General features: G+C 41.6%; 2 protein-coding genes. One reads left to right on the forward strand and one right to left on the reverse strand.

The features are described from left to right. Positions 1-154: 154 nt before the first annotated feature. On the forward strand, positions 155-274 hold the full coding sequence (locus tag ACT3RN_RS15460; RefSeq protein ID WP_444518810.1) for an IS630 transposase-related protein: 120 nt from the start codon (positions 155-157) through the stop codon (positions 272-274). Positions 275-368: 94 nt separating this feature from the next. Here the strand turns inward: ACT3RN_RS15460 and ACT3RN_RS15465 are convergent, their stop codons facing one another. Then, entirely contained in the window at positions 369-1,295 is a 927-nt protein-coding gene (locus tag ACT3RN_RS15465; RefSeq protein ID WP_444518811.1) for an IS30 family transposase, read from the reverse strand. Positions 1,296-1,583 lie beyond the last annotated feature (288 nt).

A 1,583-nucleotide genomic window follows, 5' to 3' on the forward strand; every position in this document is an offset into this window, starting at 1 on the left:
AGTAAAATCAATACTATAGTCAAACCCATATAAATCTGCTACATCGTCATCCTCGCTGACCATATTAATGTATAGCTTGCACTCGGTTTCCTTGTATCGGAATTATTTGAACCCAACTATATCTTATTAACAACTGTATTTAATGAAATAAACGATGACATATTCGATAGACCTTCGCAAACAAGTACTCTCTAGCATCGCTTATGGCATGACGATCCAAGAAACTTCCCTGCTTTATGAACTTAGTACTAGCACCATTCACAGTTGGCAGTAGAGTTTAGTCCCTAAAATGACGAAAAATAAAGTACTAGCTAAAATAGCTGATGACGCATTAATTAAAAACTTAGATTAACACACCAAGTGCAACGCTAAATTATATTATAGAACACCTGATTGGGCGTTTTAAACCCTAAGCGTTTTCTTGGTCTGTTGTTTAGTTTATTCTCAATGTCCTGTATCTCATTATCAGAGACTTGTCTAAAGTCACAACCCTTAGGCAAGAACTCTCTGATTAATCCGTTGGTATTCTCGTTGGTTCCTCGCTGCCATGACGCATAAGCATCGGCAAAGAAGAAAGCGCTAAAGAGCTTTTGTTTCACCTTCTTATGCTGAGCAAACTCTTTACCATTATCAGAGGTAATGGTCTTAACCTGCAACCTCACTGGCTTTAGGATACCTATCATTGCCTCTGATACTTGCTGTGCCGTTTTATGACCCACACGCTTCATTTTAAGCAGTCCTGTTTTACGTTCAACGAGCGTTACAATCGCTTGCTTGTGATGCTGACCGATAACGGTATCCGCTTCCCAGTCACCAATACGTGATCGTTCTTCCACAATACAAGGGCGCTCATGAATCGAGACTCTGTCGTTGATACGGCCTCGGGTCTCAGCGGTTAGTCGCTTACGGTAAGGTTTGGCTTTGCGTCTGAGACACTGCCATAACCTGCCGCCTTGTCTCTTGTCCCTCCAGATATAGCGATAGATGCTCATGTGACTAATACCACCATGAACGCCGGCTATTTGTTCAGGACTCCAGCTGTCTTTTAGCTTATCTGTGACCCAATCCCATACGTCAGCGATGATGCTGGGCGCATTGTTTGACCGTCTGTCACAAGCCTTGTTATTAGCATTCTTTGCTCGGTAACCGCGCAGGCCTTTATTACGCCTAAGCTCTCTTGATATGGTGCTGGGACTTCTGTTTAACGCCCTCGCTATAAATTTAATACTATGTTTTGCCCCTTTAAGGGCATAAATCTGGTATCGTTCACCTAGGCTTAGATGTGTATAGTTCATGGTTGCAATCTCACTTTGGTCGGTGGATAAAAACTTTGATGCTAGCGCATCTAGGTCTTTTTTTCACCTCACATTTGGTATTGCACTTCATGTGTTAATCTAAGAAATGTAAAAAGATATCTAAACGGTTATAACTATGAAGGAGCTCGTTGCTTGAACTGTAGTAAAACGGGCATCCTTACTTACTACTCTAAAGCGCCTTGGTATCAGTCAAAAAAACGATCTTGGAACATACAAAATAGTGATATACAGATGCCAGCGCTCAAAAAAACATAATGCCGTTGCGCA

The organism is Psychrobacter sp. AOP5-GZ1-6 (assembly GCF_052376345.1).
GTDB lineage: Bacteria > Pseudomonadota > Gammaproteobacteria > Pseudomonadales > Moraxellaceae > Psychrobacter.

Bases quoted from the DNA above. Each gene is read 5' to 3' on its own strand.
- ACT3RN_RS15460 (WP_444518810.1), top strand. From the start codon at position 155: ATGACATATTCGATAGACCTTCGCAAACAAGTACTCTCTAGCATCGCT.
- ACT3RN_RS15465 (WP_444518811.1), bottom strand. From the start codon at position 1,295: ATGAACTATACACATCTAAGCCTAGGTGAACGATACCAGATTTATGCC.